Genomic DNA, 19,189 nt, shown 5'->3' with positions numbered 1-19,189 from the left:
CTCCGGATCAGGCCAGCCGCAAGCGGCGTTCGGCGAAGACGTACAGGCGACGCCACAGGACTCGATTGAGCAGGGTGACGAACAGGGACATCACCGCGATGCCCAGCACCACCCGCGGGTAGTTGCCTGCCTGCGTTGCCCTGGCGATGTAGGAACCAAGCCCGAAGGCTTCGACGCGCGTGTCGCCCCAATTGGCCAGTTCGGCCACGATGCTGGCATTCCACGAGCCGCCGGATGCGGTCAATGCCCCGGTGACGTAATAGGGGAACACGCCCGGCAGGATCACCTTGCGCCACCACGTCCATGAGCGCAGGCGATAGACCATTGCGACTTCGCGCAGATCGCCCGGGAATGCGCTGGCGCCGGCGATGACGTTGAACAGGATGTACCACTGCGTGCCCAGCACCATCAACGGCGACAGCCAGATGTTCGGGTTGGCGTGCGTGGCCACGATCGCCACCACCGCGACCGGAAACAGCACGTTTGCGGGGAAGGCGGCGAGGAATTGCGCCAGCGGTTGCACGCGTTGCGCCACGTTCGGGCGCAGGCCGATCCAGACGCCGATCGGCACCCAGATCACGCTGGCGAGTGCGATCAGGACGACGACGCGAACCAGTGTCGCGAGGCCCGCGGCGAGCGCGTGCCCCACGTCGCTCCAGTCCAGCGATTGCCGCATGTAGTTGACGGCCAGCCATCCGCCGCCGAGTGCCGCAAGGATCACGATCGCGAGCCACAGGCGATCGCCGAGGATCGGTCGCCGCGGTGCAGCTTGGCTTCTTGTCGCAGGCGCGATCGAAGGCAGACGCACTGCCATCATCCGCTGCGACAGCCATTCGATCGGCTGGTAGAGGCGCTTGAGCACGCGCGTGCGACGCATCAGTTCGTACATCCACGAATGCGGCTGGCTCTTGCCCGCGGTCTGCTCGAAGCGGAATTTGTCGGCCCACGCCACGATCGGGCGGAACAGCAGCTGGTCGTAGAGGCCGATCAGCACCGCCATCGCCAGCACCGCCCAGGCGACCGCGACGAAATTCTTGTGGTCGATGGCATGGGCCAGGTAGGAGCCGATGCCCGGGAGTTCGACGGTGGTGTCGCCGACGGTGATGGCTTCCGACGCCACCACGAAGAACCAGCTGCCGGACATCGACATCATCATGTTCCAGATCAGGCCGGGCGCCGCGAACGGCGCTTCCAACCGCCAGAACCGCTGCCACGCCGAGAAGCGGAAGCCACGGCTCACTTCATCCAGGTCCTGCGGAACCGTGCGCAGCGACTGGTAGAACGAGAACGCCATGTTCCACGCCTGCGCGGTGAAGATCGCGAAGATCGACGCGCACTCCGCGCCGAGCTGGCTGCCCGGGAACAGGCGCATGAAGAAGGCGACGGTGAAGGTGAGGAAGCCGAGCACCGGCACCGACTGCAGGATGTCGAGCGCCGGAACGATCACCAGTTCGGCGCGTTTGTTTTTTGCCGCCAGCGTGGCGACGGTGAAAGTGAACAGCAGCGACGCCAGCATCGCGGCGAACATCCGCAAGGTGGTGCGCAAACCGTATTCGGGCAGTCGCGACGGATCGAGGGTAATCGGCGTCTGCGCAAGCACGTTCAGCGGTGCGTGCATCTCGCCGACGCCGTGGGCGATCACTGCGATCAACCCGATGATCAGGACGAATGCGAGGACGTCGTAGGCATTGGGTGCATGGCGCCCCGTGGCGAGCGCGGCCAGCGCATTGCGTTCGGACATCTTGCGGGGGAAGAACACCATGGCGAATTCCGTTGAGCGGAGGGTGGACGATTCGGCGGCAATCGCCGCAGTCAGTTTGCGAGCACGATGTTGAAGCCCAATGTCAGCCAGGACGAAGGCGTCGCCCCGCTCTGGCGACCGCCGAGCAGGTCGAGGCTGGCGTTGTCGCCGATGGCGCGGCGCAAGCCGATCTGCGCGATCGTTGCGTGATCGGCATAGGCCTCGCCCAGCAAGGTCCAGTGCGCGTCCAGGCGTTGTTCGACGCCGATGCCGCGCGTCAGCCGGCCACGCGCGTGGCGCGGTTTGCTCCAACCGAGATTGGCGTGGACGAGCGTGTGGTGATCGCCATCGAGCGCGATGCTGACAGGCATGTTGGCGTTCCAGCCATTGAACTGGCCGTGGGCGTTGTTCCAGCTGGCGCCGATCGATGCGGCGATGCCCCAGCGCTGCGTATCGGCATCACGGAACGCGCGCTTCACGCCGAGATTGACGATCGGCCCGCGCGCGAGATGGGAGAACGTGTTCACGCCCAGGCCGAATTCCGTGCCGCGGATGTTGCACGCGGGCACGCCGGCGAATTCATTGCCAGGCGCGTATCCGCGCACCCAGGACTCGACCTGGCAGTGGCCACGCGGCGTCACCGAGGCGTCGTCGACATAGAGGCTCGCTCCGGCACGTGCCAGCGATGGCGCAATGGACGCGGCCGCGCCCAGCACAACGAAGGTCAGCTTGAATGACACTGGCAATCTCCAGACATGCACGGAAACGCCAGAGACCGATTTTCTCGGGGTCTAGGGGATGTGATCGGGTGATGCGAAGCTCATGCGTGAAGCCAGTTCACGCACCGCGGCCTCGCCCTGAACGGGCAGAGACCGACCTTGGGGGTCAGGATCCGCCGGCTCAGGTGCCGTAACGCAATCGACTATGACTGTCCAAGGAAGCGGGTCTCCGGAGGGAGGAAGGATGACGTGGCGCGAATGGTAGTGACCATGATCGATCGGGTCAACACGTTATGTTGTACTCAGAAGTGATAGACGAAAGCGATGCCTTCGCTCAATTGATTCCGTTGCCCGAACGATTTCACCAACGGGCTGCGCGCAGGTTCGCCGAGCAGTCGCGCGTACTCGATGTTGGCCGCGATGCCGGTGTGCTGGCTGGTCGGCACGAAGATCTGGTATTGCAGCGATGCTTGCTGCCAGCTGGCGCCGGGGCGCGTCGGCGACAGGTTCAATTGTGACGCTTGTGTTGCATCCAACCCGAAGCGTTCGCGATTCGATGCCGCGTTGGCGGCGCGCACGGAAAACTCGAAGCCGTGCTCGACGACCTTGAACATCTTCGGAAGGGTGATGTCGGTGTAGAGATCGGCATAGGCGCCATTGCCGCCGATTTCGCGCATCGCGCGACCGCCGATCGTCACCGTCTTGTTGATTTCGTTCTCGAGATAGCCGCCGGCAGCCAGGCGATCGTTGATGCGCTTGACCGTCGGCGAGAGTTGCGGGCCGAGATCGCCGCGCGAACGACCCCAGACGATGTCGGCATAGACACCACCGTGCCAATGCTTGCCGCGCACGATATCGACGGTAAGTCCATCGACCGATGACAGCTCGGCCTTGCCGGGCAATTCGATATCGAAGAACGGCACGGCCTGCGTACGCTGGTGCTTCGCGCCCAGCCACGCCGGCAGGCGTTGCACGCCGGCGCCGACGGCGTAGACCGGCGCATCCGATGCCTGTGGCGACTCCTGCGCCTGTGCGGTCAGGCTGCAGCCGGCAAGCGTGATGGCGAGCAAGAAGGGGCGGGGAAACCGGTTCATGGCAATGCGTTGTCGAGGTCCGCAAACTCTAGCCCAGGCGTGCGTCGCTGAACATTAAATCGCCGAAATCAGGCTTGAAAGGCGTGCGAAAGGCGCGCTGACGATGCTGGCCGCGTGATTCAGGGTCAAAGGTCATCGCTGTGAGCAACTGGACCGTGCTGTGTGACTTCGACGGCACCATCAGCGTCGAAGACGTGATCGATTCATTGCTGGTGCGTTTCGGCGAACCCGGATGGGAAACGCTGGAGCGCGACTGGCGCGCGGGCCGCATCGGTTCGCGCGAATGCATGCAGGGACAAACCCGGCTGCTGCAGATGAGTCGCGATCAACTTGATGCGCATCTCGCCGAACTGTGGATCGATCCCGCGTTCCCGGCCTTCCACGCCGCGCTGCGCGCACAGGGCATTCCGATCCGAGTGGTCAGCGACGGACTCGATTACGCGATCCACAACATCCTCGCGCGTTTCGGCATGGACGATCTCGATGTCGTCGCCAATGCGCTGCAGCCGACCGCCGATCCGAAACACTGGTGGCTGGAATCGCCGTTCAGCGCCGAAGGCTGCGCCAGCGGCACCTGCAAGTGCGCGGTTGCGCGGATGGCGCGCGAGCAGGGCCGCAAGACCCTGCTGATCGGCGATGGCGTCTCCGATTTCTGCGTCGCCGATCGTGCCGATTTCGTGTTCGCCAAGCACCGCCTGATCGAACACTGCCGCGCCGCTGGCATCCCCTATGTCCCGATCACCGGTTTCGCCGAGGCGCTGGAATGGCTGCCGCGGTTGTTGCGCGGCGATCTCGAATCCATCACCGAATACCTGGAGATCTCACATGTCGGCTAATCTCGCCGCGATCCAGTCCACCCGTCCCGGCGACGGTTACGACGATGCCCAGCTTCTCGCCGACGAAGAGCTCTATAGCTCGCATGGCGATACCGTCCACTACGTCGATCCGCCGAAGATCTTCCACGGCTGCAACGGCAGCTACATGTACGACGGCGAGGGCATCCCATACCTCGACCTGCAGATGTGGTATTCGGCCTGCAATTTCGGCTACGCCAATCCGCGCCTCAACGACGCATTGAAGCGCCAGATCGACACCTTGCCGCAGGTCGCCAGCCAGTACCTGCATCCGACCCGCATCGAACTCGCCAAGACCATCGCGCTCGATGCGCAGGCCAAGTTCGGCCGCAAGGGTCGCGTCCATTTCAACGTCGGTGGCGCGCAGGCGATCGAGGATTCGCTGAAGATCGTCCGCAATGCCAGCAACGGCAAGAGCCTGATGTTCGCCTTCGAGGGCGGCTATCACGGTCGCACGCTCGGTGCGTCGTCGATTACCTCGAGCTATCGCTATCGCCGCCGCTTCGGCCACTTCGGCGAACGCGCGATGTTCATTCCGTTCCCGTATCCGTTCCGTCGCCCCAAGGGCATGACCGCGGACGAGTATTCCGATGCCTGCGTGCAGCGTTTCGAGCGCCTGTTCGAAACCGAATACAACGGCGTGTGGGATCCCAAGGTCAACCAGGCCGAATACGCCGCCTTCTACGTCGAGCCGATCCAGGGCACCGGCGGCTACGTGATTCCGCCGCGCCACTTCTTCCGCGACCTGAAGAAGGTGCTCGACAAGTACGGCATCCTGCTGGTGGTCGATGAAATCCAGATGGGGTTCTGGCGCACCGGCAAGCTGTGGTCGATCGAACACTTCGGCGTCGAGCCCGACGTGCTGGTGTTCGGCAAGGCGCTGACCAACGGCCTCAATCCGCTGTCGGGCCTGTGGGCGCGCGAGGAGTTGATCAATCCGACGATCTTCCCAGCGGGCTCGACCCACTCGACGTTCAACTCCAATCCGCTGGGCACCGCGCTCGGACTGGAAGTGATGCGCCTTGGCAAGGACATGGATTACGAACGCACGGTGCCGCTGAAGGGCGCGCATTTCCTCGACGGCCTGCGCGACCTGCAGAAGCGCCATCCGGAAATCGGTGATGTCGACGGCCTCGGCCTGGCCCTGCGCGCGGAAATCTGCGAAGCCGACGGCTTCACGCCGAATCGCGCGCTGCTTGATCGCATGGTCGACATCGGCCTGGCCGGCGACCTGCGCCACAATGGCAAGCCGATCGGTCTCGTACTCGACGTCGGCGGCTGGTACAAGAACGTGATCACGCTGGCGCCGTCGCTCGACATCACGCACGAGGAGATCGATCTCGCGATCGCGCTGCTCGACCAGTTGCTGACCAGGGCCAAGGCGAGCGCCTGACACCGACCCATTGAGGGAGGAACCATGAGCGACACACCGGACGAGAAGGCGATCTTCGACGAGATCGCGTCACAGATCGCGGTCAAGGCCAAGATCGATCTCGCGACCATCCATCCCGAGTCGACGCTGAAGGACATCGGCGTCAGTTCGCTGGACGCGATCGAGCTGCTGTTCGACATCGAAGAACATTACGGCATCACGTTCCCCGACCAGGGACCGAACTTCGGCAGCGACACCGTGCAGCAACTGGTGAGCGTGGTGAAGGACGCGCTGGCGGCAAAGGCCCAGGGCTGATTCCATGAACAGGCGGCGGGTCGTCATCACCGGCATGGGCGCGGTGAGTCCCTTTGGCGTGGGCATCGCTCCGCTGTGGCAGGGACTGCGGGAAGGGCGCTCGGCGATCGCGCCGTTGCGCCATCCCGAATCGGCGCGCGTGCGGATGAAAGTCGCCGCGCAGTTGCCGGAAGGCATCGATCTCGCCGCGATGATGAGCGAATCGATGTTGCCGCTGCTCGATCGCTGCTCGCAATTCGTCGTCGCCGCTTCGAACGAAGCCGTCAGCCAATGTGGTCTCGACCTACGTGCAGAAGGCGACCGCATCGGCGCGATCATCGGTACCGGCATCGGCGGCGTGACCTCGCACGACGAACAGAGCAAGCGCCTGTACGGCGAAGGTGCCGAGCGCATGCATCCACTCACTATCGTCCGCACCATGGTCAACGCACCGGCCAGCCACGTCAGCATGGTGCATGGCCTGCGCGGCCCGGTGTTCTCGGTGTCGAGCGCCTGCGCGTCCGCCAACCACGCGGTGGCGCAGGCGCTGGCGGCGATCCGTTCCGGCGCGGCCGACGTGATGCTGACCGGCGGTACCGAAGCCTGCCTCACCTTCGGCCTGCTGAAAGCCTGGGATGCGATGCGGGTGGTGGCCGACGATACCTGCCGTCCCTTCAGCGCCAATCGCCGCGGCCTGGTGCTGGGCGAAGGCGCGGCGGTGTTCGTGCTGGAAGACATGGAGCACGCGAAAGCGCGCGGCGCGACCATCCTCGCCGAACTCGCCGGCGCCGGGATGAGCGCGGATGCCGGCGACATCGTCGCGCCATCGGCGGAAGGCGCAGCGCTCTCGATCACCCGTGCGCTGCAGGATGCCGAACTGGAAGCCGCGGATATCGGCTACATCAACGCGCACGGGACCGGAACGCTGGCCAATGACGCCACCGAGACCAGGGCGATCCGCATCGCCCTCGGCGCGCACGCGCAGGGCATCCCGGTGACGTCGACCAAGTCGATGCACGGGCATGCGCTGGGTGCGGCGGGGGCGCTGGAACTTGCGGCGATGGTGTCGGCGCTGAACGACCAGTTCGTACCGCCGACCGCCAATTATGAGCAGGCCGATCCCGCCTGCGATCTCGACATCGTGCCGAACGTCGGACGTCCGGCGAAAATCCGCGCGGCGCTCAGCAATTCGTTCGCATTCGGCGGGTTGAACGCGGTGCTGGCGGTGCGCCAGGCGTGAACGCGGCGGTGCGCGCGATCGATGCCGACGCGCGCTGGATCGCCCAGCTCGAACCGGAAGCGCTGGTCCGTGCGTGGCTCGCGCATCCGCCGAGGGATTTCGTCGCCGGGACCGTCGTCGGCGTGCCGCGCTTCCGCGCCAGGTTCGATGTCCTCACCACGCTTGAGCCGCCCTTGCTGCGCAAGTTGCAGCGCTGGCCGGGCTTCAAGCGGTGGTCGCGCTGGCTGCGCTGGAACACCGAATTCGTTGGCTGCACGTCCAGCGAATATGCCTTGCTGCCGGCCGGCGTCGATGCGCGGGAATTCGCCGACACCATCGTGCGCGATGCCGATCCGGACGCGCGGCTGCTGATCGTCAAGGATCTGGCGCGCAATTCGCCATTGCTGAGCGATGGCGAGAATGCTGCTTGCGATTCGTTGATCGCCGAGCTGGAAGCGCGTGGCTTCGTGTTGCTGGAAGGCATGCCGCTGGCGTGGGTGCCGCTGGACCACGCCAACGAGGACGATTACCTGTCGCGACTGTCATCGTCGCGACGCAAGGACATTCGCCGCAAGCTGCGCTCGCGCAAGGACGTGGAGATCGAGGAGATCGCCTGTGGCGATCCCTGTTTCGCCGACGAGGCAACGATCGATGCCTTCCACCAGCTGTTCGCCAACGTCCATGCACAGAGCGAGGTGCATTTCGATGAACTGACGCGCGACTTCCTCGCGCAGCTGCTGCGCCAGCCCGAAGGCGATGGCGTCGTGTTCGTCTACCGGCGCGATGACCGGATGATCGGCTGGAACCTGTGCTATCTCTGGCATGACATGCTGGTCGACAAATATGTCGGCTTCGCCTACCCGCAGGCGCGCGAGAACAATCTCTATGCACTCAGCTGGATGCACAACCTGGAGTTCGCGCGCTTGCTGGGCTTGAAGCGTTACGTCGCCGGCTGGACCGACGCCGAGGCCAAGCGCCAGCTGGGCGCGCGCTTCACGATGACCTGGCATGCGGTGCGTCCGCGGGGTTCCGCCCTGCGTTGGCTGCTCGGACGCATGCGCCGCCTGTTCGAAAGCGCGCCGGCATGAGCGTCCCGCTGATTCTCGATCTCGACGATTCGGTAGGCGATATCGGCCTCTCCGATCGTCTGCCGCTGCAGCAGTGGCAGGAGCGCCTGCGTTTTTCCTGCAGTCGGCGCGATTTGCAGCGCTTCGCCGAGGCCGTCGCGCCGGTGTTGATGGCGACGCACGGTACGGTGTTGATGGGCAGCGGCGACTTCCATCATCTCAGCCTGCCTCTGGTCGAGCTGGAGGCCCGTCGCCGACCATTGCGCGTGGTCGTGCTCGACAATCATCCCGACAACATGCGCTTCCCGTTCGGTGTGCATTGCGGGTCGTGGGTCGGGCGCGCGGCGGCATTGCCGGGCGTGGTCGACGTCCACGTGCTCGGCATTTCGTCCGCCGACGCCGGCAGCAAACACGCCTGGGAAAACCAGCTCGGTGCGCTGCGCGATGGCCGCGTGCATTACTGGTGCGTCGGCGTCGACACGACGTGGGCCGGGAAGCGCGGAATCACCACGCTGCGCAGTTTCGATTCGCCGCAACAGCTGCTCGCCGAATTCATTCCCGCCATGACGAACGATCCGACGCCGGTCTATTTCTCGATCGACAAGGACGTGTTCGCGCCGGAAGTGGTGCATACCAACTGGGATCAGGGGCGGTTCCTGCTCGACGATGCGCTCGCGGTCATCGCGGCATTGAAGTCGAACATCGTCGCCAGCGACATCACCGGCGAGGTGTCGATGTATCGCTATCGCAGCCCGTTCAAGCGGCTGCTGAGCCGGCTCGACCAGCAACCGGATCCGTCTGCGGACGAGATCGATGCATGGCAGCGCGAGCAGGCGGGAGTGAATCGCCAGCTGATCGCGGCGTTGGGTTAACTCGCCTCGATCACCCGGCAGATCGCCTCGAAATCGCCATCGCCGAGCCACGGGCTGTTGCTGATGGTGAGGCTGCGTGCGGCGAGATCAGTCGCGTTCGGACACGGCTGGCGCGGGACGATGCCGTGCAGTTCGGCGTAATCGGGCAGGGCATGGATGAACATCCGGCTCACGCCAAGGCCGGAGGTCCACAGGCGTTCGAGCACGGCGTCGCGTCGATGCTCGCTGTCCAATCGCACCAGCAAGGTCGGCCAGACGCCGCGTTCGCCATCCCGATCCGTGTAGACGTGAGCGCCGGGAATCGTGCGCAGTCGTTCGACGCGTGACAGCGCGCAAGCACGGCGTTCGTCCAGGAATCGCGGCAGACGCGCTGTCGCGCTCGCGCCGATGCCTTGCCGCCATTCGCCCATGCGGTGCAACGGCACCTGCAAGGGAAAGCGATCGCCGATCGCGCCGACGGGGTCATGACGCTTCAGGGCGCGACGCAAAGGCAGACCATAGGCCCAGCGCATCGGCAGCGGACGATAGAACAATGTGTAGCCGATCAGTTCGATGCAACGGCGACGTTCGAACGCCGCCTGCTCCGGCAAGTCGTCCTGCAGCGTCTGCATCGCGTCCAGCCATTCGGGATCGCGTGCAATGACCACGCCACCTTCGTAAGTGGACAGGCCCTTGCCGGCAGCCAGGCTGAAGAACCCGATGTCGCCCGCCAGTCCGATGCTGCGGCCATCGATCGTCGCGCCCAGCGATTGCGCCGCATCTTCGATTACCGTGATGCCGGAGTCGGCAACGATGTGGTTGATGGCAGCAACATCGGTGACGCGCCCGCCGAGATGCGTCGGAACCACCGCCAACACACGATCGTCCAGTTGCGCGCGCAAGGCATCGAGATCGAAATCGAGACTGTCGCGGGCGAGGTCGGCAATGCGCAGCCGCAGGCCCAGCGCATGCGCGGCGATCGCGACCAGTGGGCAGGTGAACGCTGGAACGACGACGACATCGCGGCGCGGTTGGCGCTGGTGCGCAACGCGCAACGCCAGCATCAGCGCGGCAGTGCCGGAGCAGGTGACAAGGGCGCGCGCAGTGCCGAGTTGCGCCGACAATTCGCCTGGGAGGTCACGCCGCGACGCCAACAGGTCGGACAGCCGTGGTGGCAGTCCGGCGGTCGGCGGGATTTCAGCCAGGCGTCGCATCAGTCGCGTCCGCGGTCTCCCGCGATTCCGATATCGCCAGCAATCCTATCCCGAGCACGATGACCAGTGCGCCAAGCAGTTGCAGCGGAGTAATGCGTTCGTGCAACCACCACGCGGACACCAACAGCACGCTCACGACTTCCAGGTGCGATGCCGCGAAGGCGGGGCCGATCGGGGCGTCGCGCAACAACCGCATCCAGGTCAGGAAGGCGCCGAGATAGCCACACAGCGCGACCCAGGTCCACGGCTGCTCGGCGACGCGCAGGATCCACGAGAAGTCCGCCGCGAACGGCAGGGCATGGTTGCCGGCGATCTTGAAGCAGGTCTGCGCCAGCGTGTCGAAGGCCATCAGCGTGGGAAATCCGATTGCGTAGAGCTTCCTCATGCGCCGATCCCCACCAGCGCCACGCCGATGCAGACCAGCAGGATGCCGCCGACACGCAACGGCGTGAGCTTTTCGCGGAAGAACAAGCGCCCGCAGATCATCACGACCACGATGTTGATCGAGCCCAGCAGCACACCGAGCGACAGCGGCACCTGCGACAGGAAGGCGATCCACACCAGGAATTCGCCGAGATAACACAGCAGGCCGAGCCACAGCATGGGTTGCCGGGCCAGCGTGCGCCAGCCGCTATCGCCGTGATGGGCGGCGGTCTTGAAGCAGAGTTGTCCGCCGGTATCGAGCGCGGCATTGGCGAGCCAGAGGACGGTGGCCAGTGGCGTCATGCGCTGCGTTGCGGATTGGCGGCAATGCGATCGAAGAAGCTGGCGCTGCGATCGATCAGCAGGCGATGTTCGCGATCGATGGTGATCATGTGGTAGCTGTTGTCGAGCAGCAGCAATTCGGTCGGGCCGGACACGCTGCGCAGCACGACTTCGGCATTGTCGAGGCTGGCGATGTCGTCGTCGCTGGCATGCGCGACCAGGCACGGCGCGCTGACCTGCGACAACTGACGGCGCACGCGTTTCGCCAGCTGATGGAGTTCCGCCAGCGAATGCCAGGGATTGCCGGGCAATCCTGCGATGCTGCTGTCGCTGCCCTGCATGGCCATGCTGATCTGCGCGCGCAGGCGTTCGTCGCGGATGCCGTAGGGCGGCTGTTCCATGAAAACGCGATCGCGACCGATGTTGAATTTCTTGAGCAACGGCAACAGTCCGGACAACCGTGCGATGCGCGGCACGCTCCAGCCGTCGTAGCGGAAGGTCGCGCCATAGACGCCGACGCCATCGACCAGGTCGGGGCGATCGGCGGCGAGGTTGAGCGCGAGCAGCGCGCCCATCGACAGGCCGCCGACGAACAGGCGATCGCAATGCCCGCGCAGGCGTTCCGCCGCGGTCTGCACGCTCGCCGCCCAGTCCTGCCAGCGCGTCGCCAACAAGTCGTCCATGTCGCCGCAATGCCCGGCCAGTTGCACGCCGAACACGGTGAAGCCGCGCCGGTTGAGGCCACGCGCCAGCAGGCGCATTTCGTTGGGCGTGCCGGTGAGGCCGTGGGTCAGCAGGACGGCGTTGGGGCCGCCTTCGTAGAAGAATTCGGCCGTCTGCAGCGGGAAGGGTGCTTCGTTCACGCCGCCAGCTTCTCAGCCAGCGGTTTCACCGACCTTTCCGGAAGCATCTGCCGCAGGCAACAAAAGCTCCACCCGCAGGCCGCCTGCGCTGCCGCGCGCATAGCGCACGCGTCCGCCATAGCGCGACAACACCTCCTCGACGATCGCCAGGCCCAGGCCGCTGCCGCCATTGCCGCCGGCCACCTGGAAGAAGCGTTCGCCGAGCCGGGCCAGCGCGGCATCGTCGACGCCGGGGCCGTCGTCTTCCATCGCCAGTTCGATGGTGCCGTCGTCGTGTTGCGACAGGCTCACCGTCGCGACATGGCCGCGACCGGCATGGTGCAGGGCATTGTCGATCAGGTTGTCGAGCGCTTCCTGCAACGCGGCTGCATCGATCATCGCGAACAGCGCGCGTTGCTGCGATGCTTCGTAACCGAGATCGACGCCGGCGCGCAATGCATCGGGCACGCGTTCGCCGACCATCTCGGGGACGATGGCGGACAGATCGGTGCGTTGCGGCAGCGTCGCCTGCACCGATTGCACGCGTGCCAGCGACAGCAGCTGTTCGGCGATGCGCGAGGTGCGATCGGTCAATCGCGCGACATGGCCGAGGGCGTCCTCCAGCACCTCCGGTCGCGGATCGGCGAGCGCGCGTTCGGAATGCAGGCGCAGGCCGGCCAGCGGCGTGCGCAGCTGGTGGGCGGCGTCGGCGATGAAGCGCGATTGCACCGCCAGCGCTTCGCGCAGGTTGGAGACCAGGGTGTCGATGGTGCTGGCCAGCGGCGCGACTTCCGAGGGCACATCGGCATCAAGCAATGGTTTGTGCAGGGCATCGCCGCGACGCAGGCGCGCGATCAGCGGATCCAGTTGTTTCAAGCCGGTATCGATGCCGCTGCGGATCACGAAGACCAGGCCGACCACCATCAGCAGCAGGGTCGGAATGGTCAGCAGCAGGATGCGCTGCGCCCAGCGTCGGCGATCGGTGAAGCTTTCGGCGACCGTGACCATCACGGTGTCGCTGGGATCGACCTTGGGATGGAACGATCGCGATGCCAGGCGCAGATGGCGTTCGGCGCGAATCGTCGACAGCTTGACCGGCTCGTTGACCGTGGTTGTCAGCGATGCCACGGGCGGCTTGAAGTTGGCCGCGATCACGCCCTTGTGGACGCTGGTGATGGAATAGAACTGGAAGCCGTCGGGGTCGTACTGGATCAGGAACAGGGCCTGCGGCGAGAACGCGCGGAAGGTTTCCGGCTGCGTGTCCATCAGGTTGACGACGGAATCGACCTGCTCGACCAGTTCGGCGTCGTGGGCGCGATTGGCGTAGTAACGCGCCATTTCGTAGGTCACCAGGCCGGCGATCAACGCCAGCACGGTCAACGGCACGCTGAGGTACACCAGCAGGCTGCGATACAGGCTGGTGCGCCGCGGCGCGCGGTCATTCATCGCCAAGGGGTTCCAGCAGGTAACCGAGGCCACGGACGGTGCGCAGGCGCACGCCGCAATCCTGGATCTTGCGGCGCAGGCGATGCAGCGCGATGTCGAGGCCGTTGTCGGTGAGCTCGTTGTCCCAGGCGCAGATCGTTTCCATCATCTGGGCGCGGCTGACGATGCGGCCGGCGCGCGCGGCGAGCAGCGAGACCAGGGCGAATTCGCGGGCGGTGAGTTCGATCGGCCCATTCGGCCCGCGCGCGCGCTGGTCGCCGGGATCGATCGCCAGTCCGCCGACCTCCAGTTCGGTCGCGCCCTGCGCCGAACCGCGCCGCAGATGGGCGCGCACTCGGGCGTCGAATTCGGCGATCGCGAATGGCTTGACCAGGTAGTCGTCGGCGCCGAGATCGAGGATGCGCACGCGCTCGTTCAAGGCTTCGCCGGCGCTGACCACCAGGATTGGGGTATCGATGCGCGCCGCGCGCAAGCGGCGGATCACTTCGCCGCCTTCCAGCGAAGGCAGGCCGATGTCGAGGATCAGCAATTGATAGACGCCGCTTTTGCCGGCCTGTTCGGCCTGCTTGCCGTCGCCCACGCAATCGACCGCATGGCCGCGCGCGACCAGCAGGTTCTGCATGCCGGCGGCGATGTGGGCGTCGTCTTCCGCGATGAGGATGCGCATGGCGCTACTTTAGTACCTGGACCCCGAGATAGAACACGGGGGTGGCGTGCGGTCGTTCACCCGAGATTTGCCGACCCAGCGAAGCCAGGAAAACCAGGTGCTCGCTCATCGGGTGACGGGTGCCGAGATTGATGATGGTCTGCGTCGTGCCGTGGTCGTCGCGGCTGCTGTTGATCTCGGCCAGGCATTGCCAGTCGCGCGGGCACGGACGCGCCCAGAACATTCCGGCCTGCCAGGCGTCGTTTCCCTTCTCGACGAAGTGGCGCACCACCTCGACACCCAGCGACGACTTGCCGAAGGTCTTGACGACCTGCAACGGCAACTGGAATTCCTGCGTCGCCGGGCTCAGGTCCTTGCGTCGTGCCGCGGGTGGACCCGGCAGGATCCAGTGCGGCTGGATCGCCATGCTCACGCCGGCCTTGTCCTCGTCGAGGAAACGCCAGCGCATGGCGAGCTCGGTTCCGCCGATGCCGGAAGCAAAGGTCGAACCTGGTCCGATGCGATGCGCCCACGCCGGATGCACGGTCAGCTGGATGCGTTCGCCCAACCCGTAATTGATGTCGGCATCAGGCGCGATGACATTCCATGTATCGCCGGTGCGGTCGCCGGTCGCGGCGAGATTGATTTCCCAATGGCCATCGCCGGGCGAGCCGGTGTCGTTGGTGATCAGCGGCGGGCCCGCCTGCGCGAATGCGGTGTGCGGAAGGCAGGTGCAGGCGATCAGGACGAGCGCGAACCATCCCCGGTGAACGCGATGAAGCGCCATCATCGATATCAATGTGCCTTGGTCGCGGGCCGTTGCGGGAAGATCAGGATGCCCAGCACGATCGCGGCGAGCAATACCAGCGAGCCACCATAACGGCTCAATTCGAGCCCTCCCTGCGCCTGCGGCTTGTCGAGGAGGTCGCCGACCACGGCGCCCAGCGGACGCGTGAGCACGAATGCGGCCCAGAACAGCGCGGTGCGCGAGACCTTGGTCGTGAAGTACAGGAACGTCACCAACAGCAGCAAGCCACCGAAGATCATGATGCTGCCGGTATAGCCATCGCTTTGGCTCTCGGACACCCAGTCGCCCAGCGCGGTGCCCAGCGTCTGCGAGAAGGTGATGGTGAGCCAGTAGAACAGTTCCGAGCGGCCGTCGCGCACGCTCTCGACCGCGATCGTGCCAGTGCTGCGATACCACGTGAACAATGTCGCCAGCAGCAATGCCAGCAGCAGCAGCGAGCCACCGGGGTAGCCGATCCCCAGCGAGCGATCGGCGAAATCCGCCAGCGTGGTGCCGACGGTGGTGCTGGCGATGATGGCGAACCAGTACAGCCACTTGTTGAAGCGCGGTGCGCGGATCTGCAACGCCACCGCAGCCGCGAACACCAGCGCGAAGATGGCCGTGCCGATCAGATAGCCGGGATGCCAGGCGATGGCGCTGGCTTCCGGGGTGGTTTCGCCCAGCCACGACATGGTGACGGCATCGCCGCCGATTTCGCCGAAAGTGGTCGCCAGGATCTTGATGATCCAGAAGCCGAGGGTGATCGCGGGAACCTTGGCCACCCAGTCGGCCGGGCTGTTGTCTCGGGAAAGATCGTTCATGCAGGCATCGTGCGGCGGAAAGCCCGTATGGTGGCCGGGCCTTCCCGATGGCGTGTTAAACGAAGCTTTCAGGCGCTGGGGTTTCGTCAGAAGGCGTGATCGAAACCGACTTCTCCCGTCACCCCGAGCTGGTAGGCGCTGACGCGGCGCTCGAAGAAGTTGGTCAGTTCCTGCACGTCCTGCAGTTCCATGAACGGCAGCGGATTGCGCACGTTGTAGCGCTTCTCCATCCCCAGCTTGGCGAAGTGATTGTCGGCGCAGTGCTGCAGGTACTGGCGCATGTCGCGTTCGGAAATGCCGGCGACGCCGCCCGACAAGACGTCTGAGGCGAACTGCATCTCGCATTCGATCGCTTCTTCCAGCATGGCGTAGACCTGTTGCTTCATCTCGTCGTCGAACAGGTCGGGCTCTTCCTCGCGTACGGTGCGCACCGCCTCGAAGGCGAATTCCATGTGGCAGGACTCGTCGCGGAACACCCAGTTGGTGCCCGAGGCCAGGCCCGGCAGCAGGCCGCGCGAACGGAAGTGGTAGACGTAGGCGAATGCCGCGAAGAAGAACAGACCTTCGATGCAGGCGGCGAAGCAGATCTGGTTGAGCAGGAACTGGCGGCGCTGTTCGCGTGTTTCGATGCGGTCGAGGGCCTGGATCGAATCGATCCACTTGAAGCAGAACTCGGCCTTCTTGCGGATCGACGGGATGTTCTCGATCGCTGCGAAGGCGCGCACGCGTTCCGCCGGGTCGGGCAGGTAGTTGTCGAGCAGCGTGAGGTAGAACTGCACGTGCAGCGCTTCCTCGTACAGCTGGCGCGACAGGTACATGCGCGCTTCCGGTGCGTTGAGGTGCTTGTAGAGATTGAGCACCAGGTTGTTGGCGACGATCGAATCGCCGGTGGCGAAGAACGCCACCAGCCGGTGGATGAGATGGCGATCGGCCGGCGACATCTTGGCGTGGAGGTCGGCGATGTCGATCTGGAAATCGATCTCCTCCACCGTCCAGGTGTTGCGCACGGCGTTGCGATACATCTCGTAGAACTGCGGATAGCGCATCGGCCGCAGGGTAAGTTCGAAGCCGGGGTCAAGCAGGCGGGTGACGATCGCGTTCATTGGCAGGCTCCGCAGCTTTCCGGATTCTCGAGCGAGCAGGCGACCGCTTCGGCTGGCGTGTAGCTGGCGACCGTGGTCTTGGCAATGCGCGTGGCCGGGCGCGAGCGCAGGTAATAGGTGGTCTTGATGCCGCGCCGCCACGCGTGCATGTACATCGACGAAAGCGCGCCGATGTTCGGGCTTTCCATGAACAGGTTGAGCGATGCCGACTGGTCGATGAAGGCGCCGCGATCGGCGGCCATGTCGATCAGGCTGCGCATCGGCAGTTCCCACGCGGTGCGATAGACCTGACGCAATGTCTCCGGAATCGCGGCGATGCCCTGGATCGACCCTTCCGCCAGTTTGATGGTGTCGCGCATTTCCGGCGTCCACATCCCGAGTTTCTTCAGTTCGTCGACGAGGTAACGATTCACCTGCAGGAAATCGCCGGACAGCGTCTCGCGCTTGAACAGGTTGCTGACCTGCGGCTCCACGCATTCGTAGCAACCGGCGATCGAGGCGATCGTCGCGGTCGGCGCGATCGCGATCAGCAGTGAATTGCGCAGGCCGTGCTCGCGGATGCGGGCGCGCAGGGCGTCCCAGCGTTCCATCTGTTCCGGCTTCATGTCCCAGGCGTCGAATTGCAGTTCGCCCAGCGATGCGCGGGTGTCGGCGAACGACGCATGCGCGCCCTTGGCCATCGCCAGTTCACATGAGGCGTCCAGCGCGTGGAAGTAGATCGTCTCGGCGATCTCGCGAGACAGCTTGCGTGCTTCCTCGCTGTCGAAGGGCAGGCGCTTGCGGAAGAACACGTCCTGCAAGCCCATGCAGCCGAGGCCGACCGGACGCCAGCGCAAGTTGCCGCGACGCGCCGGTTCGATCGGATAGAAGTTGAGGTCGATCACGCGGTCGAGCTGCGCAACCGCCTGGCGCACGGTTTCGCCGAGCTTGGCGAAATCGAATTCGCCGTCGGCATCGAAATGCCGCGCCAGATTGATCGAGCCGAGGTTGCACACCGCGGTTTCCTCGGCGGACGTCACTTCGAGGATCTCGGTGCACAGGTTGGACAGATGGATCACGTTGCGCTCGCGCAGCGTCTGGTTGCTGGCGCGGTTGCACTTGTCCTTGAAGGTCATCCAGCCGTTTCCGGTCTCGGCCAGCGTGCGCATCATCCGCGCGTAGAGCTTGCGCGCCGGGATCGTCTTCGCGGCCTTGCCCTGGGCTTCCGCCTGCAGGTAAGCGGTGTTGAATGCGTCGTTGTGCAGATCGACCAGCTCCGGCACCGTGCCGGGATCGAACAGCGACCATTCCTGGTCGGCTTCGACGCGCTGCATGAAGAGATCCGGCACCCAGTTCGCCAGGTTGAGGTTGTGCGTGCGTCGCGCTTCGTCGCCGGTGTTGTCGCGCAACTCGAGGAAGTCCTCGATGTCGGCGTGCCAGGTTTCGAGATAGACGCAGGCCGCGCCCTTGCGCTTGCCGCCCTGATTCACCGCCATCACCGAGGAGTCCAGCGTCTTCAACCACGGCACGATGCCGTTGGAGTGGCCGTTGGTGGAGCGGATCAGCGCGCCGCGCGCACGCACGCGGCTGTAGCTCACGCCGATGCCGCCACTGAACTTCGACAGCTGGGCGATCTCGCCGTAGCGCGCATAGATCGATTCCAGCGTGTCCTGCGGCGAGTCGAGCAGGAAGCACGACGACAGCTGTTCGTGGCGCGTGCCGGAATTGAACAAGGTCGGTGAGCTTGGGAGATATTCCAGTGCGCTCATCGTCGTGTACAGGGCGAGCGCTTCGGTCACGTCCTCGCTCAGCGCACAGGCGATGCGCAGGAAGAACTGCTGCGGCGTCTCGATCACCTTGCGGCTGTGCGGATGGCGCAGCAGGTAGCGGTCGTAGAGCGTGCGCAGCCCGAAATAATCGAAATGGCGGTCCTGCGCCGGGTCGATGGCATCGTTGAGCTTGCGCGCGTTGGCCTGCACGAAATCGAGCAGGCGATCGTTGATCAATCCGACTTCATGTCCGCGCGCCACCGACTGCGAGAACGCGTGGATTTCCTGTCCCGTCACTTCCTTGGCGATCGCCCCGGCGAGCAGTCGCGCTGCCAGCTTGCCGTACTCGGGCTCTTCGCCGGTCAGCAGCGCCGCGGTGCGGATCGAGAGTTCGTCGAGCTCGCGCGTGGTCGCGCCGTCGTACAGGCCGGAAATCGTGCGCGTCGCCACCCGCATCGGGTCGATTGCGTAGAGACCTTCGCTGCAACGCTGGATCGCAAACACGATCTTGTTGAGATCGACCGATTGGCGTACGCCGTTGCGCTTGGTCACCATCATCGCCAGCGCGTTGTGTGGCGGCGTCAGTGCGAATTGCGGATCGTGGGACTGCAGGGATGTGGACATGGCGTCGTCTCGCATGGACGCACGGATCGCATGGCTGTCCCG

The 19,189-nt window shown here is 65.0% G+C and carries 19 protein-coding genes; 6 read left to right on the top strand and 13 right to left on the bottom strand.

Annotation, left to right across the window (positions count from 1 at the left end):
- Nucleotides 1-7 precede the first annotated feature (7 nt).
- The 3 genes from ABE093_RS05270 to ABE093_RS05260 all read right to left on the bottom strand — a co-directional run bounded on the left by ABE093_RS05270 (nucleotide 8) and on the right by ABE093_RS05260 (nucleotide 3,554).
- On the bottom strand, nucleotides 8-1,762 hold the full coding sequence (locus ABE093_RS05270; protein ID WP_430759783.1) for an ABC transporter permease: 1,755 nt from the start codon (nucleotides 1,760-1,762) through the stop codon (nucleotides 8-10).
- Nucleotides 1,763-1,812: 50 nt separating this feature from the next.
- Nucleotides 1,813-2,481, bottom strand: coding sequence for a hypothetical protein (locus tag ABE093_RS05265; RefSeq protein ID WP_430759782.1), 669 nt, complete (start codon nucleotides 2,479-2,481; stop codon nucleotides 1,813-1,815).
- 281 nt (nucleotides 2,482-2,762) lie between these two features.
- Nucleotides 2,763-3,554 carry a MipA/OmpV family protein gene (locus tag ABE093_RS05260; protein ID WP_430759781.1) on the bottom strand — a complete coding sequence of 264 codons (792 nt, stop codon included), beginning with the start codon at nucleotides 3,552-3,554 and terminating at the stop codon, nucleotides 2,763-2,765.
- A gap of 134 nt (nucleotides 3,555-3,688) precedes the next feature.
- On the opposite strand from ABE093_RS05260, the gene ABE093_RS05255 reads away from it, so the two are divergent.
- The 6 genes from ABE093_RS05255 to ABE093_RS05230 are packed head-to-tail and all read left to right on the top strand — an operon-like array spanning nucleotide 3,689 to nucleotide 9,232.
- Nucleotides 3,689-4,390 (top strand): MtnX-like HAD-IB family phosphatase, encoded by a 702-nt coding sequence (locus ABE093_RS05255; RefSeq protein ID WP_430760092.1) that lies wholly within the window; start codon nucleotides 3,689-3,691, stop codon nucleotides 4,388-4,390.
- A complete protein-coding gene (locus ABE093_RS05250) occupies nucleotides 4,380-5,801 on the top strand; it encodes an aspartate aminotransferase family protein (RefSeq protein ID WP_430759780.1) in 1,422 nt (473 codons plus the stop codon). Before ABE093_RS05255 ends, ABE093_RS05250 begins: the two co-directional genes overlap by 11 nt.
- Nucleotides 5,802-5,825: 24 nt before the next feature.
- A complete protein-coding gene (locus tag ABE093_RS05245) occupies nucleotides 5,826-6,095 on the top strand; it encodes an acyl carrier protein (RefSeq protein WP_430759779.1) in 270 nt (89 codons plus the stop codon).
- 4 nt (nucleotides 6,096-6,099) lie between these two features.
- Nucleotides 6,100-7,314: a beta-ketoacyl-[acyl-carrier-protein] synthase family protein gene (locus ABE093_RS05240; RefSeq protein ID WP_430759778.1), complete on the top strand. Its 1,215-nt coding sequence runs from the start codon at nucleotides 6,100-6,102 to the stop codon at nucleotides 7,312-7,314.
- Nucleotides 7,311-8,381 carry a GNAT family N-acetyltransferase gene (locus ABE093_RS05235; protein ID WP_430759777.1) on the top strand — a complete coding sequence of 357 codons (1,071 nt, stop codon included), beginning with the start codon at nucleotides 7,311-7,313 and terminating at the stop codon, nucleotides 8,379-8,381. Before ABE093_RS05240 ends, ABE093_RS05235 begins: the two co-directional genes overlap by 4 nt.
- Entirely contained in the window at nucleotides 8,378-9,232 is an 855-nt protein-coding gene (locus ABE093_RS05230) for an arginase family protein (RefSeq protein WP_430759776.1), read from the top strand. Before ABE093_RS05235 ends, ABE093_RS05230 begins: the two co-directional genes overlap by 4 nt.
- On the opposite strand, the gene ABE093_RS05225 is transcribed toward ABE093_RS05230, so the two are convergent.
- The 10 genes from ABE093_RS05225 to ABE093_RS05180 all read right to left on the bottom strand — a co-directional run bounded on the left by ABE093_RS05225 (nucleotide 9,229) and on the right by ABE093_RS05180 (nucleotide 19,147).
- Complete coding sequence (locus ABE093_RS05225) at nucleotides 9,229-10,425, bottom strand: DegT/DnrJ/EryC1/StrS family aminotransferase (RefSeq protein ID WP_430759775.1); 1,197 nt, start codon at nucleotides 10,423-10,425, stop codon at nucleotides 9,229-9,231. The two genes, ABE093_RS05230 and ABE093_RS05225, sit on opposite strands and share 4 nt — an antisense overlap.
- Nucleotides 10,409-10,810 (bottom strand): EamA family transporter, encoded by a 402-nt coding sequence (locus tag ABE093_RS05220; RefSeq protein ID WP_430759774.1) that lies wholly within the window; start codon nucleotides 10,808-10,810, stop codon nucleotides 10,409-10,411. The genes ABE093_RS05225 and ABE093_RS05220 overlap by 17 nt, the downstream gene beginning before the upstream one ends.
- Nucleotides 10,807-11,151 carry an EamA family transporter gene (locus tag ABE093_RS05215; protein ID WP_430759773.1) on the bottom strand — a complete coding sequence of 115 codons (345 nt, stop codon included), beginning with the start codon at nucleotides 11,149-11,151 and terminating at the stop codon, nucleotides 10,807-10,809. Before ABE093_RS05215 ends, ABE093_RS05220 begins: the two co-directional genes overlap by 4 nt.
- Nucleotides 11,148-11,993, bottom strand: coding sequence for an alpha/beta hydrolase (locus ABE093_RS05210; protein WP_430759772.1), 846 nt, complete (start codon nucleotides 11,991-11,993; stop codon nucleotides 11,148-11,150). Before ABE093_RS05210 ends, ABE093_RS05215 begins: the two co-directional genes overlap by 4 nt.
- 12 nt (nucleotides 11,994-12,005) lie before the next feature.
- On the bottom strand, nucleotides 12,006-13,418 hold the full coding sequence (locus ABE093_RS05205; protein WP_430759771.1) for a sensor histidine kinase: 1,413 nt from the start codon (nucleotides 13,416-13,418) through the stop codon (nucleotides 12,006-12,008).
- A complete protein-coding gene (locus tag ABE093_RS05200) occupies nucleotides 13,411-14,085 on the bottom strand; it encodes a response regulator (RefSeq protein ID WP_430759770.1) in 675 nt (224 codons plus the stop codon). Before ABE093_RS05200 ends, ABE093_RS05205 begins: the two co-directional genes overlap by 8 nt.
- Before the next feature lie 4 nt (nucleotides 14,086-14,089).
- Complete coding sequence (locus ABE093_RS05195) at nucleotides 14,090-14,854, bottom strand: hypothetical protein (protein WP_430759769.1); 765 nt, start codon at nucleotides 14,852-14,854, stop codon at nucleotides 14,090-14,092.
- 5 nt (nucleotides 14,855-14,859) lie between these two features.
- The gene (locus ABE093_RS05190) at nucleotides 14,860-15,672 is read right to left on the bottom strand and encodes a COG4705 family protein (RefSeq protein WP_430759768.1); all 813 of its coding nucleotides are present in this window, start codon (nucleotides 15,670-15,672) and stop codon (nucleotides 14,860-14,862) included.
- 86 nt (nucleotides 15,673-15,758) lie between these two features.
- A complete protein-coding gene (locus tag ABE093_RS05185; protein WP_430759767.1) occupies nucleotides 15,759-16,775 on the bottom strand; it encodes a ribonucleotide-diphosphate reductase subunit beta in 1,017 nt (338 codons plus the stop codon).
- Nucleotides 16,772-19,147, bottom strand: a complete 2,376-nt coding sequence (locus ABE093_RS05180) for a ribonucleoside-diphosphate reductase subunit alpha (RefSeq protein ID WP_430759766.1) — start codon at nucleotides 19,145-19,147, stop codon at nucleotides 16,772-16,774. Before ABE093_RS05180 ends, ABE093_RS05185 begins: the two co-directional genes overlap by 4 nt.
- Nucleotides 19,148-19,189 lie beyond the last annotated feature (42 nt).

The organism is Solilutibacter silvestris, from assembly GCF_050574925.1.
GTDB lineage: Bacteria > Pseudomonadota > Gammaproteobacteria > Xanthomonadales > Xanthomonadaceae > Solilutibacter > Solilutibacter silvestris_A.
The sequence above is the reverse complement of the archived record's forward strand: the minus strand, read 5'-3'. Positions and strand labels throughout refer to the sequence as shown.